Annotated in this window: 8 protein-coding genes; 7 read left to right on the top strand and 1 reads right to left on the bottom strand. The window is 61.6% G+C overall.

Annotation, left to right across the window (positions count from 1 at the left end; translation table 11 throughout):
• Window positions 1-35 precede the first annotated feature (35 nt).
• The 4 genes from ACM6IT_RS27250 (at window position 36) to ACM6IT_RS27235 (ending at window position 5299) form a co-directional block, all read left to right on the top strand.
• Window positions 36-1064 carry a trans-3-hydroxy-L-proline dehydratase gene (locus ACM6IT_RS27250; RefSeq protein WP_414919046.1) on the top strand — a complete coding sequence of 343 codons (1029 nt, stop codon included), beginning with the start codon at window positions 36-38 and terminating at the stop codon, window positions 1062-1064.
• 126 nt (window positions 1065-1190) lie between these two features.
• Window positions 1191-2108, top strand: a complete 918-nt coding sequence (locus ACM6IT_RS27245; RefSeq protein ID WP_056724733.1) for a dihydrodipicolinate synthase family protein — start codon at window positions 1191-1193, stop codon at window positions 2106-2108.
• 73 nt (window positions 2109-2181) lie between these two features.
• Window positions 2182-3579: a fosfomycin efflux MFS transporter AbaF gene (gene abaF / locus ACM6IT_RS27240; protein ID WP_414919045.1), complete on the top strand. Its 1398-nt coding sequence runs from the start codon at window positions 2182-2184 to the stop codon at window positions 3577-3579.
• Between the two features lie 139 nt (window positions 3580-3718).
• Complete coding sequence (locus ACM6IT_RS27235) at window positions 3719-5299, top strand: aldehyde dehydrogenase (NADP(+)) (RefSeq protein WP_414919044.1); 1581 nt, start codon at window positions 3719-3721, stop codon at window positions 5297-5299.
• A gap of 148 nt (window positions 5300-5447) precedes the next feature.
• Here the strand turns inward: ACM6IT_RS27235 and ACM6IT_RS27230 are convergent, their stop codons facing one another.
• A complete protein-coding gene (locus ACM6IT_RS27230; RefSeq protein ID WP_056724727.1) occupies window positions 5448-6455 on the bottom strand; it encodes an Ldh family oxidoreductase in 1008 nt (335 codons plus the stop codon).
• A 314-nt stretch (window positions 6456-6769) separates the two neighbouring features.
• Here ACM6IT_RS27230 and mexE point away from each other — a divergent pair, with 314 nt between their 5' ends.
• Genes mexE through ACM6IT_RS27215 form a run of 3 tightly spaced genes read left to right on the top strand, consistent with a single transcriptional unit; the run spans window position 6770 to window position 12636 of the window.
• Window positions 6770-8023 carry a multidrug efflux RND transporter periplasmic adaptor subunit MexE gene (mexE, locus tag ACM6IT_RS27225; protein WP_414919043.1) on the top strand — a complete coding sequence of 418 codons (1254 nt, stop codon included), beginning with the start codon at window positions 6770-6772 and terminating at the stop codon, window positions 8021-8023.
• 12 nt (window positions 8024-8035) lie between these two features.
• The gene (locus ACM6IT_RS27220; protein ID WP_414919042.1) at window positions 8036-11215 is read left to right on the top strand and encodes an efflux RND transporter permease subunit; all 3180 of its coding nucleotides are present in this window, start codon (window positions 8036-8038) and stop codon (window positions 11213-11215) included.
• The gene (locus tag ACM6IT_RS27215; protein WP_414919041.1) at window positions 11215-12636 is read left to right on the top strand and encodes an efflux transporter outer membrane subunit; all 1422 of its coding nucleotides are present in this window, start codon (window positions 11215-11217) and stop codon (window positions 12634-12636) included. Before ACM6IT_RS27220 ends, ACM6IT_RS27215 begins: the two co-directional genes overlap by 1 nt.
• Window positions 12637-12716: the final 80 nt, after the last annotated feature.

Genomic DNA, 12716 nt, shown 5'->3' with positions numbered 1-12716 from the left:
GAAGAGGCCCTGACAGACAACACAAGGAACAAACCATGCGTTCATCAAAAGTCATTCATGTAGTCAGCTGCCACGCCGAAGGCGAAGTCGGCGACGTGATCGTCGGCGGTGTCGCCCCGCCGCCCGGCGCCACCGTGTGGGAACAGTCGCGCTGGATCGCCCGGGACGAAACCCTGCGTAACTTCGTCCTCAACGAACCCCGCGGCGGCGTGTTCCGCCACGTCAACCTGCTGGTCCCGGCAAAGGACCCACGGGCGCAGATGGCCTGGATCATCATGGAACCGGCGGACACCCCGCCGATGTCCGGCTCCAACTCGTTGTGCGTCGCCACCGTATTGCTCGACAGCGGTATCCTGCCCATGACCGAGCCGCAAACCCGCCTGGTGCTGGAAGCGCCCGGTGGCCTGATCGAAGCCGTGGCCGATTGCCGCGATGGCAAGGTCCAGCGAGTGGAGGTCAAGAACGTGCCGTCCTTCGCTGATCGCCTGGATGCGTGGATTGAAGTCGAAGGCATCGGCTCGCTGAAGGTTGATACCGCTTATGGTGGCGACAGTTTTGTGATTGCCGATGCCAAAGGCCTGGGTTTTTCCATCGGCCCGGATGAAGCCGCCGATCTGGTGGCGGTCGGTCTGAAAATCACTCGAGCGGCCAACGAACAACTGGGCTTCGTGCATCCGCTGAACCCCGAGTGGTCGCACATTTCCTTCTGCCAGATCGCTGCGCCCATCGTCCACGAGAACGGCATCGCCACCGGTGCCAATGCGGTGGTCATCCAACCAGGCAAAATCGACCGCTCCCCCACCGGAACTGGTTGCTCGGCGCGCATGGCGGTGTTGCAGGCCAAAGGCTTGATGCAGGTTGGCGAGCGCTTTATCGGCCGTTCGATTATCGGCTCCGAGTTCCACTGCCGCATTGATTCGTTGACCGAAGTCGCCGGCCGCGCCGCGATTTACCCGTGTATTTCCGGCCGGGCCTGGATCACCGGCACCCATCAATTGCTGCTCGACCCAAGCGATCCGTGGCCACAAGGCTATCGCCTGTCCGATACCTGGCCCGGCGCCTGATCGCGGCATGCCTGAACACCGGACCAACGGCGCATAAACAACCCCTGAAAACTGAAAAAAGCACTAGCCGAAATTTGTCATTTTAAATATCGTATACGAAATACAATTAACGAACCGGAGGCAACAATGAGCAAGCGCATTAACTGGAGTGGCGTCTTCCCTGCAGTGACCACTCAATTCAACGATGACTTCACGATCAACCTGGATAAGACACACCAGGTGATTTCCAATGTGATTCGCGATGGCGTCTCAGGCCTGGTGGTCTGCGGTTCGGTGGGAGAGAACACCTCGCTGACCGCCGAAGAGAAAATCGCCGTGACCGAAGTCGCTGTCGATGCCTCCCGCGGTCGCGTACCGGTGATTTGCGGCGTGGCCGAGTTCACCAGCATACAAGCGGCCAAGGTCGCCAATGCCGTACGCCGGGTCGGCGTCGATGGCGTGATGCTGATGCCGGCGCTGGTCTACGGTTCCAAGCCGTTCGAGACCGCCGAGCATTACCGCTACGTGGCGAAAAACGCCGACGTGCCACTGATGGTCTACAACAACCCGCCTATCTATAAGAATGACGTCACCCCGGACATCCTGATTTCCCTGGCCGACTGCGACAACGTGGTGTGCTTCAAGGATTCTTCCGGCGACACCCGCCGCTTCATCGACGTGCGCAACGAAGTCGGTGACCGTTTCGTGCTGTTCGCCGGCCTCGACGACGTGGTGCTGGAAAGCATCGCCGTGGGTGCCGAAGGTTGGGTCTCGGGCATGTCCAACGTGTTCCCGAAAGAAGGCGAAACCATCTTCCGCCTAGCCAAGGCCGGGCGTTTCGCCGAAGCCATGCCGATCTACGAATGGCTGATGCCGATCCTGCACCTCGATGCCCGTGCCGACCTGGTGCAGTGCATCAAGCTGTGTGAAGCCATCGCCGGTCGCGGCAGTGCCTTGACCCGTCCGCCACGCCTGGCCCTGCCGGAAGCCGACCGCGTATTCGTCGAGCAGATCATGGCCAAGGCACTGGCCAACCGCCCGGAACTGCCGGACGTCGGTCTCTGAGTGATTGTCGGGCGGGCCTTTACCGGCCCGGCCCGGCTGCCCGCTTTTTTGCGCCTTAACAAGGTACGTCAGCATGTCGAATCCTCAACACACGCAAAGCGCAACCTCACCCTCCGGACTCAAACGCGTAGTGGCCGCCGCCATGGCTGGCACCGTCGCCGAATGGTATGAATTCTTTCTCTACGGCACCGCCTCGGCATTGGTTTTCGGCAAGCTGTTCTTCCGCCAGACCGACAGCCCCATCGACGGCATCATCGCCGCCTTCGCCTTGTACGCGGTCGGCTTTCTCGCCCGGCCGTTGGGCGGGTTGGTATTCGGTCACTACGGTGACAAATTCGGCCGCAAACGCCTGCTGCAACTGAGCCTGGTCGTGGTCGGCATCACCACCTTCCTGATGGGTTGCCTGCCTGGCTTCGACCAGATCGGTTACGCAGCGCCGGTGCTACTGGTGCTGTTGCGGTTGATCCAGGGCTTCGCTTTCGGTGGCGAATGGGGCGGCGCGATTCTGCTGGTGTCCGAACACTGCCCGGACAATCGTCGGGGCTTCTGGGCCAGTTGGCCGCAAGCCGGAGTGCCGGCCGGCAACCTGGTGGCCACGGCCGCCCTGCTGCTGTTGTCGTCGAACCTGTCAGAGCAACAGTTCCTGGCCTGGGGCTGGCGCGTGGCGTTCTGGTTCTCGGCGGTAGTGGTGTTGATCGGTTACTGGATTCGCACCAGCGTCGATGACGCGCCGATCTTCAAGGAAGCCCAGGCCCGCCAGGCACAGACCCAACAGCAACAGCTCGGTGTGGTGGAGGTGCTGCGTCATCACTGGCGCTCGGTGTTGGTGGGAATCGGTGCACGCTTTGCCGAGAACATCCTCTACTACACCGTGGTGACGTTCTCGATTACCTATCTGAAACTGGTGGTGCACAAGGACACTTCGCAAATTCTGCTGCTGATGTTCGGCGCGCACCTGGTGCACTTTTTCCTGATTCCGCTGATGGGCTATCTGTCGGACATTGTCGGGCGCAAGCCGGTGTACCTGACCGGCGCGGTGCTCACAGCGTTCTGGGGTTTCATCGGTTTCCCGATGATGGACACCGGCAACAACTGGCTGATCATGGCCGCCATTACCCTGGGCCTGGCCATCGAGTCGATGACTTATGCGCCTTACTCGGCGCTGATGGCTGAACTGTTCCCGACCCACGTACGCTACACCGCTCTGTCCCTGTGCTACCAGGTGGCGCCGATCTTCGCCGGTTCCCTGGCACCGCTGATCGCCATCACCTTGCTCAACAAGTACAACAGCTCGACTCCGATCGCCTGGTACCTGGTGGGCGCCGCGCTGATTTCCGTGGTGGCGGTCGGCCTGACCCGCGAGACCCGTGGCAAGTCATTGCGCCAGGTGGATGCCGAGTCGGCGGCGCGGGTTGCTGCCGTGGACGCAGCCGTGCCAGCCACCCCGCACCGGGGTGACTCTTTGGCTTGAGTGCCTCAAAAGATCGCAGCCTTCGGCAGCTCCTACAGAAATGGTGTCCATCCGTTAATGCCGGGTGAATACGGTCAGTGTAGGAGCTGCCGAAGGCTGCGATCTTTTGCCCTTTATCTTTCCAGACCGGAGATTTTCAATGCTCGAAATCCTTGGCCACAATTACATCGGCGGAGCGCGCAGCGCCGTCGGCGGCATCATCCTGAACAGCCATGACGCCAGCACCGGCGAAGCACTGCCCTACTCTTTCGTGCAAGCCACCGCGCAAGAAGTCGACGCGGCCGCCCAGGCCGCCTCGGTCGCCTATCCAGCCTTTCGTAATTTGCCGGCGACGCGCCGGGCGCAATTCCTTGAAGCCATCGCCGCGCAACTGGATGCCCTGGATGACGAGTTCGTTGCCCTGGTGACCCGTGAAACCGCCCTGCCCAGTGCCCGGATACAGGGCGAGCGCGGCCGCACCAGCGGCCAGATGCGTCTGTTCGCTCAGGTCCTGCGTCGGGGCGATTTCTACAGCGCGCGCATCGACCGTGCCCTGCCGGAGCGTCAGCCGCTGCCACGGGTTGACCTGCGCCAGTACCGGATCGGCGTCGGCCCGGTGGCCGTGTTCGGCGCCAGCAATTTTCCGTTGGCCTTTTCGACGGCTGGCGGCGATACCGCAGCGGCCCTGGCCGCCGGTTGCCCGGTGGTGTTCAAGGCCCACAGCGGGCACATGGCAACCGCCGAATGCGTGGCCAATGCAATCCTGCACGCCGCCGAGCAGACCGACATGCCCAAGGGTGTGTTCAACATGATCTACGGCGCGGGTGTCGGTGAAGCGCTGGTCAAGCACCCGGCGATTCAGGCCGTCGGTTTCACCGGCTCGCTCAAAGGTGGCCGTGCCCTTTGCGACATGGCCGCCGCACGGCAACAACCCATCCCGGTGTTCGCCGAGATGAGCAGCATCAATCCAGTGTTGGTATTGCCCGAAGCCTTGCGTGCGCGCGGCGAGAAAATCGCCGGTGAACTGGTGGCATCGGTGGTCCAGGGTTGCGGGCAGTTCTGCACCAATCCGGGGTTGGTCATTGGCATTCGCGCCCCTGAATGGACGGCGTTCATTGCGCGACTAAGCAACCTGATGGCCGAACAACCGGCACAAACAATGCTCAATGCCGGCACCCTCGGCAGCTATGAAAAAGGGCTGCGGGCCTTGCTCGAGCATCCGGGTGTGACGCACCTGGCAGGCCACGACCAGCAGGGCAATCAGGCGCGGCCGCAACTGTTCAAGGCCGACGTCAGCCTGCTGCTCAATGGGGATCCGCTGCTGCAGGAAGAAGTGTTCGGGCCGACCACCATTGTCGTTGAAGTGGCGGACAAGGTTGAACTGCGGCAGGCGTTGAACAGCTTGCACGGGCAACTGACTGCGACATTGATTGGCGAAGCATCGGATCTTCAGACCCATGCGGACCTGCTGATACTGCTGGAACAAAAAGTCGGCCGGGTACTGTTCAACGGTTACCCGACCGGGGTCGAAGTCTGCGATGCCATGGTCCATGGCGGGCCGTACCCTGCAACTTCCGACGCCCGTGGCACGTCGGTTGGCAGCCTGGCCATCGAGCGCTTCCTGCGTCCGGTGTGCTACCAGAATTGCCCGGACGCCTTGCTACCCGACGCCTTGAAAAACGCCAACCCGCTGGGGATTGCACGGTTGGTGGATGGCAGCAGCCAACGCGACTCAATCTAGAAAACCACACAAATACCTGTAGGAGCTGCCGCAGGCTGCGATCTTTTGATGTTGATTTTTAAGATCAACAGATCGCAGCCTTCGGCAGCTCCTACGCAAAATATGTGATCGCCACCAATCAAATGTGGAAGCGGGCACGTTGATTCAATCAGGCGAGCAATGCCTTGAGGTCGTTGTACAGCGCCTCGGGAATTTGCACGCCTTCCACCAGGCTGCGTACCCGCGCCGCGTAACGTCGTTGCGACGGTAAGCGTGCGCCCTGCCCTTCAATGCCCTGGAACAACGTTTCGGCCCGGGCCAAATGTTCTTCGGTGGCGTCCCCCAGAAAGCGCCGAGGGTCCAGGGCGATGATCAATTCGCCATGGTACGGCGACGACTTGCTGCCTCCATCGTAAGCCAATGACTCGGCACTGGTCAGGTCACCAATCAGCGGCCCGGCAATCAACTCCACCATCGCCGCCAGCGCCGAACCCTTGTGCCCGCCGAACGTCAGCATCGCGCCGCTGTCGAGCACCACGTTGGCGTCGGTGCTCGACTGGCCTTGGGCGTCGACGCCCCAACCCTCGGGAATCGCCTTGCCGGCACGCCGGTGCAGTTCGATATCACCACGGGCAATCGCGCTGGTGGCGAAGTCGAACACAAACGGATCTTGCCCCGCACGGGGCCAACCGAAGGCAATGGGATTGGTGCCGAACACCGGCAGTCGTCCTCCGGCCGGCGCCACCCAGGCGTGGCTCGGATTACACGCCAGTGCCACCAGACCGGCAGCCGTCAGCTGCTCGATCTCCACCCACAGCGCCGAGAAATGCACACAGCGGTTGATTGCCAACGCCGCAATGCCGTTGGCCCGGGTTTTCTGCGCCAGCAACGGCAACCCCGCCTGAAACGCCAACTGCGAAAACCCACCGCCTGCATCCACCCGTACAATCGACGGCGCCTGGTCGATCACCTGTGGCTCGGCATCGGCTGACACCTTGCCGGCCCGCAGGGAATTGACACACCCCAGAATCCGGTACAAACCGTGGGAGGCACAGCCATCACGTTCGCCAGCAATCACCGTCGCCGCCACCGCTTGTGCATGGGCCAGATTAAAACCGTTGTGCAACAGGATCGATTCGGCCAACTCACGGGCTTCGATCAGGGTCAGTCGGATCATGGTCATCTCCTTGGACAGACCGGTCAGAGTGGTCTATCCGAGGCGTCATGGCTTGATGGGTTTGGGCATTGGCGGTGACGAAATTGGCACAGTTCGGGCCGTTGTGGCCCGTTGAACCAACTGACTATTGCATCCAAAGCAACACACAATTGTCATCAATCCAGTTGATGATGACCAAGCGCAAGGCGCAGGCTAGAGGGCTGGCTTGGGTCTTATATCATTCCGGATGATAGTTACCTTCGCCCCATTCGATTCGTGAGATACAAACCCGCCGCGCATCATTCGCCAATCTCAACACATTGGCGGATGCATCCATGGAACAGTCACTCAAACATTTGCGCTTCCCGTTGGCTCTGTTGGCCGTCGTGGTGATCAGCGCGTGCGGCAAGGCCCCGGAAACCGCCGCCAGTATGCCAGCGGCCAAGGTCAGCGTGGCCAAGGTGCTGGAACAACCGGTCAACGAGTGGGACGAATTCACCGGTCGCCTCGAAGCGCCGGAAACCGTCGAGATTCGCCCACGGGTCTCCGGCCAGATCGATGAAGTGACCTTCACTGAAGGCGCCCTGGTCAAGAAAGGCGACCTGTTGTTCCAGATCGACCCGCGTCCGTTCCAGGCTGAGGTCCGCCGCCTCGAAGCCCTGGTTGCACAATCGCGCGCCAACGCCACCCGCAGCGAAAACGAAGCCCAGCGCGGTGAGCGCCTGCGCACCAGCAACGCCATTTCCGCCGAGCTGGCCGATTCGCGCACCAGCGCCGCCCAAGAAGCCCGCGCCGCCGTCGGTGCCCTGCAAGCGCAGCTTGATCTAGCGCGGCTGAACCTGAGCTTCACCCGCGTGACTGCTCCCATCAGCGGCCGCGTCAGCCGTGCCGAAATCACCGCCGGCAACCTGGTGACCGCCGACACCACCCCGCTGACCAGCGTGGTCTCCACCGACAAGGTGTACGCCTACTTCGACGCGGACGAGCGTGTATTCCTCAAGTACACCGAGCTCGCTCGCCAGGGCAAGCGCGGCGCCACCACCCCGGTCTACATGGGCCTGTCCAATGAGGACGGCAACCCGCACCAGGGTGTGATGAACTTCGTCGACAACCAGGTCAACCCGAAGACCGGCACCATTCGTGGTCGCGCCGTGTTCGACAACAGCGACGGCAGCTACACGCCGGGCCTGTATGCACGCCTGAAACTGGTGGGCAGCGGCACCTACAGCGCCATGCTGATCAACGATGAAGCGGTCGGCACCGACCTGGGCAAGAAGTTCGTGCTGGTGATGGATGCCGACAACAAGACCGCCTACCGCGCGGTGGAGCTGGGTCCGAAGATTGAAGGCCTGCGCATCGTGCGCAACGGCCTGAACAAGGACGACACCATCATCGTCAAGGGCCTGCAACGGGTACGTCCTGGTTCACCGGTCACCCCTGAAGTGATTCCGATGGCCAGTGAACAAACCCTCGCGGCACTCGCACAACAACGCCAAGCGCTGGAAGCCAGCAACCTGCCCCAAGTCGCGCCTGCCAAGGTCGCGCCGGGTACGGCTGTGAAACTGGCTGCCACGACCCCACGCGGTTAAGGGATTTTTACGATGAATTTTTCCCAATTCTTCATTTCGCGGCCGATCTTCGCAGCGGTTCTTTCGCTGCTGATCCTGATCGCCGGTGCGATCTCGCTGTTCCAGCTGCCGATCAGCGAATACCCGGAAGTGGTGCCGCCGACCGTGGTGGTCCGCGCCAACTTCCCGGGTGCCAACCCGAAAGTCATCGGTGAAACCGTGGCTGCTCCCCTGGAGCAAGCCATCACCGGCGTCGAGAACATGCTGTACATGTCCTCGCAATCGACTGCCGACGGCAAGATCACCCTGACCATCACTTTTGCCCTGGGTACCGACCTGGACAACGCCCAGGTGCAGGTGCAGAACCGTGTGACCCGCACCGAGCCGAAACTTCCCGAGGAAGTGACGCGCATCGGTATCACCGTGGACAAGGCGTCGCCCGACCTGACCATGGTGGTGCACTTGACCTCGCCGGACAAACGCTACGACATGCTGTACCTGTCCAACTACGCCCTGCTCAACATCAAGGATGAGCTGGCGCGCCTGGGCGGTGTCGGTGATGTGCAGCTGTTCGGCATGGGCGATTACTCGCTGCGAGTGTGGCTCGATCCGAACAAGACCGCTTCGCGCAACCTGACCGCGACCGATGTGGTCACCGCGATTCGCGAGCAAAACCGTCAAGTCGCGGCCGGTGCGCTGGGTGCGCCTCCTGCACCGAATGCCACGGCCTTCCAGTTGTCGGTCAACACCCAGGGCCGCCTGGTTTCCGAGGAAGAGTTCGAGAACATCATCATTCGCTCTGGCGACAACGGTGAAATCACTCGCCTCAAGGACATCGCCCGCGTCGAACTGGGCTCCAGCCAGTACGCCCTGCGTTCGTTGCTGAACAACCAGCCGGCGGTGGCGATCCCGATCTTCCAGCGTCCGGGTTCCAACGCCATCGAAATCTCCAACGAAGTTCGGGCAAAAATGGCCGAACTGAAGAAGAATTTCCCCGAAGGCATGGACTTCAGCATCGTCTATGACCCGACGATCTTCGTGCGCGGTTCCATCGAGGCGGTGGTTCACACCCTCTTCGAAGCGCTGATCCTCGTGGTACTGGTGGTGATCCTGTTCCTGCAAACCTGGCGCGCCTCGATCATTCCACTGGTCGCTGTGCCGGTATCGCTGATCGGTACCTTTGCCGTGATGCATCTGTTTGGCTTCTCGCTCAATGCCCTGTCGCTGTTTGGCCTGGTACTGGCCATCGGTATCGTGGTCGACGATGCGATCGTGGTGGTGGAGAACGTCGAACGGAACATCGAGCTTGGATTGACCCCGGTTGAAGCTACCAAGCGCGCCATGCGTGAAGTGACCGGCCCGATCATTGCCACCGCGCTGGTGCTGTGTGCGGTGTTTGTTCCGGCGGCGTTCATTTCCGGCCTGACCGGGCAGTTCTACAAGCAGTTCGCCCTGACCATCGCGATTTCCACGGTGATCTCGGCCTTCAACTCCCTGACCCTGTCGCCGGCCCTGGCCGCGGTTTTGCTCAAGGGTCACGACGCGCCGAAAGACCGTTTCTCCAAGGTGCTGGACAAGATTTTCGGTGGCTGGTTGTTCCGTCCGTTCAACCGCTTCTTTGAAAAGGCCAGCCATGGTTACGTCGGCACCGTTGCCCGCGTGATCCGCTCCAGCGGTATCGCCCTGCTGCTGTACGCCGGCCTGATGGTCCTGACCTTCTTCGGTTTCTCCAGCACCCCGACCGGTTTCGTACCCGGCCAGGACAAACAATACCTGGTGGCCTTCGCGCAACTGCCGGATGCCTCGAGCCTGGACCGTACCGAAGACGTGATCAAGCGCATGTCCGAGCTGGCCCTTAAACAACCTGGCGTGGAAAGTGCGGTGGCCTTCCCTGGCCTGTCGATCAACGGTTTCACCAACAGTCCGAACGCCGGCATCGTGTTCGTGACCCTCAAGCCGTTCGACGAACGTAATGACCCGAGCATGTCCGCAGGGGCCATTGCCGGTGCCTTGAACGGCCAGTACGCGAACATCCAGGAAGCCTACATGGCAATCTTCCCGCCGCCGCCGGTACAAGGCCTGGGCACTATCGGTGGTTTCCGCCTGCAGATCGAAGACCGGGGCAACCTGGGCTACGAAGAGCTGTACAAGGAAACCATGAACATCATCAACAAGAGCCACAACGTGCCGGAACTGGCCGGCCTGTTCACCAGCTACACGGTGAACGTGCCCCAGGTCGATGCCGCCATCGACCGCGAGAAAGCCAAGACCCATGGCGTGGCCGTCAGCGATATCTTCGACACCCTGCAGATCTACCTGGGTTCGCTGTATGCCAACGACTTCAACCGTTTTGGCCGTACCTATCAGGTCAACGTTCAGGCCGAGCAACAGTTCCGCCTCGAATCCGACCAGATCGGCCAGCTGAAAGTGCGTAACAACAAGGGCGAGATGATCCCGCTGGCGACCTTCATCAAAGTCAGCGACACCTCGGGGCCCGACCGCGTGATGCACTACAACGGCTTCATCACCGCTGAAATCAACGGTGCGGCAGCCCCCGGCTACAGCTCCGGCCAGGCGGAAAAAGCCATCGAGAAACTGCTCAAGGAAGAACTGCCCAACGGCATGACCTACGAATGGACCGACCTGACCTACCAGCAGATCCTGTCCGGCAACACCGCGTTGTTCGTGTTCCCGCTCTGTGTGCTGCTGGCGTTCCTGGTACTGGCGGCGCAGTACGAAAGCTGGAGCTTGCCACTGGCGGTGATCCTGATCGTACCGATGACTCTGCTGTCGGCCATCACCGGAGTGATCGCCTCTGGCGGTGACAACAACATCTTTACCCAGATCGGCTTGATCGTATTGGTGGGACTTGCCTGCAAGAACGCGATCCTGATCGTCGAGTTCGCCAAGGACAAACAGCTGGAAGGCCTCAACCCTCTGGCAGCGGTCCTGGAAGCGTGCCGCCTGCGTCTGCGGCCGATCCTGATGACCTCCTTCGCGTTCATCATGGGTGTGGTGCCCTTGGTGTTCTCCAGCGGTGCCGGTGCCGAGATGCGTCATGCCATGGGTGTGGCGGTGTTCTCCGGGATGCTCGGGGTGACCTTCTTCGGTCTGTTGCTGACACCGGTGTTCTACGTACTGATCCGTAACTTTGTCGAGCGCGGCGAGAAGCGCAAAGCTGCCAAGGCCACCCTGAAGCTGGAGTCGCACTGATGAGTTTGAAAGCCTTCCTGCCGAGCCTGCTGGTACTGGCCCTGAGTGCCTGTGCCGTGGGCCCGGACTACAAGACGCCAACCACCGAGGCGGCCAACATCACGGCCGCCACCGATGGCGCCGCCGGCCAGAAGAACTTTGACCGTTCGCGTTTCGAAGGCATCTGGTGGCAGCAGTTCGAAGACCCGACCCTCAACCAGCTGGTGACGAAATCCCTGCAAGGCAACCGCGATTTGCGCGTCGCCTTCGCCCGCTGGAAAGCCGCACGGGCGATCCGCGATGATGTCAGCAACGACGCCATGCCGACTGTCACCAGCCGCGTCAGCAGTGACCTGGGCAAAGGCCAGATTCCGGGCCAGACCACCGACCGGGTCAACAGCGAACGCTATGACCTGGGTCTGGACATGGCCTGGGAGATCGACCTGTTCGGCCGCATCCAGCGCAACCTGGAGTCGGCCAACGCCGAGCAACAGGCGTTCGAGGCCGACCTGTACCAACTGCAAGTCACCATGATTGCCGAACTGGTGGATTCTTACGGTCAACTGCGCGGCGCGCAGCTGCGGGAGAAAATCGCCCTGGCCAACCTGGAGAACCAGCAGGAATCGCGCAAGATCACCATCAGCTTGCGTGATGCTGGTGTCGGCGACCAACTCGATGTGGAGCGCGCCGATGCGCGACTGGCGTCGGTAGAGGCCAGCGTGCCGCAACTGCAGGCCGAACAGATCCGGCAGAAAAACCGCATCGCCACCCTGCTGGGTGAGCGTCCGGACAAGCTGACCGTGGACCTGAGCCCGAAAGACCTGCCGGCGATCGCCAAGGCTTTGCCGATCGGTGATCCGGGTGAACTGCTGCAACGCCGTCCGGACATTCGCAGTGCCGAACGCCAACTGGCTTCGGCCACGGCGCGTATCGGCGTGGCCAAGGCGAATCTGTTTCCTCGGGTCAGCCTTAGCGGCTTCCTTGGCTTTACCGCCGGGCGCGGTTCGCAGATCGGCTCCTCGGCGGCCAACGCCTGGGCGCTGGGCCCGAGCATCACCTGGGCGGCGTTTGACCTGGGCAGTGTGAAGGCCCGTTTGCGCGGCGCCGACGCCGATGCCGAAGGCGCCCTGGCAACCTACGAGCAACAAGTGTTGCTGGCCCTGGAAGAATCGGAAAACGCTTTCAGCGACTACGGTAAACGCCAGCAGCGCCTGATCTCGCTGATTCGCCAGAGCGAGTCCAGCCGCTCGGCCGCCGACCTGGCGGAAATCCGCTACCGCGAAGGCACCGCCGATTTCCTCGTGCTGCTCGACGCCCAGCGTGAACGCCTGGCGGCCGAAGACACCCAGGCCCTGGCCGAAGTCGACCTGTATCGAGGGATCGTCGCGATCTACAAGGCCCTCGGTGGCGGCTGGCAGCTGGAGACGGTCGCCAGCAAGTAATACGGTTTCAAAGTGCTCCTTTGGTTGGCCGCAACCAACCAATTTCCTTGCCCTGCGTCTCATTCGGTCGCGGGGCTTTT

Origin of the sequence: Pseudomonas sp. IT-P4, assembly GCF_949767755.1 — a bacterium.
Classification (GTDB): Bacteria; Pseudomonadota; Gammaproteobacteria; order Pseudomonadales; family Pseudomonadaceae; genus Aquipseudomonas; species Aquipseudomonas monachiensis.
Note: the sequence above shows the minus strand (reverse complement) of the source record. Positions and strands in the feature narration are given on the sequence as shown.

Bases quoted from the DNA above. Each gene is read 5' to 3' on its own strand.
- ACM6IT_RS27215 (WP_414919041.1), top strand. From the start codon at position 11,215: ATGAGTTTGAAAGCCTTCCTGCCGAGCCTGCTGGTACTGGCCCTGAGT.
- ACM6IT_RS27235 (WP_414919044.1), top strand. From the start codon at position 3,719: ATGCTCGAAATCCTTGGCCACAATTACATCGGCGGAGCGCGCAGCGCC.
- abaF (WP_414919045.1), top strand. From the start codon at position 2,182: ATGTCGAATCCTCAACACACGCAAAGCGCAACCTCACCCTCCGGACTC.
- mexE (WP_414919043.1), top strand. From the start codon at position 6,770: ATGGAACAGTCACTCAAACATTTGCGCTTCCCGTTGGCTCTGTTGGCC.
- ACM6IT_RS27230 (WP_056724727.1), bottom strand. From the start codon at position 6,455: ATGATCCGACTGACCCTGATCGAAGCCCGTGAGTTGGCCGAATCGATC.
- ACM6IT_RS27245 (WP_056724733.1), top strand. From the start codon at position 1,191: ATGAGCAAGCGCATTAACTGGAGTGGCGTCTTCCCTGCAGTGACCACT.
- ACM6IT_RS27220 (WP_414919042.1), top strand. From the start codon at position 8,036: ATGAATTTTTCCCAATTCTTCATTTCGCGGCCGATCTTCGCAGCGGTT.
- ACM6IT_RS27250 (WP_414919046.1), top strand. From the start codon at position 36: ATGCGTTCATCAAAAGTCATTCATGTAGTCAGCTGCCACGCCGAAGGC.